The 220-nt window shown below is 51.8% G+C and carries 1 protein-coding gene; it reads right to left on the reverse strand.

Features of this window, described 5'->3' with window-relative positions; all coding sequences use genetic code 11:
* Positions 1–220, reverse strand: a 220-nt coding sequence (locus tag E0702_RS18850) for an enoyl-CoA hydratase-related protein (protein WP_240721837.1), incomplete at both ends; no start/stop codon positions are given.

The raw sequence follows: 220 nt of genomic DNA on the forward strand, positions 1-220 counted from the left end.
GAGCTTTTTTCTGACCAACGATGCGAGCCATGTAAGACGCACCCCAACCGCCATCAAATGAACCCACTTTAGGACCAGTTTGACCAAATTGTGCGTTTTCTGCCGCGATCGTCAGATCACACATCATATGCAGTACATGACCGCCACCAACAGCCCAACCAGCAACAGAAGCAATGACAGGTTTTGGACAGGTACGGATGTGGCCGTGGGAGCCCAAGTC

The sequence above is a fragment of the Halomonas marinisediminis genome (assembly GCF_004347715.1).
Lineage (GTDB): Bacteria > Pseudomonadota > Gammaproteobacteria > Pseudomonadales > Halomonadaceae > Halomonas > Halomonas icarae.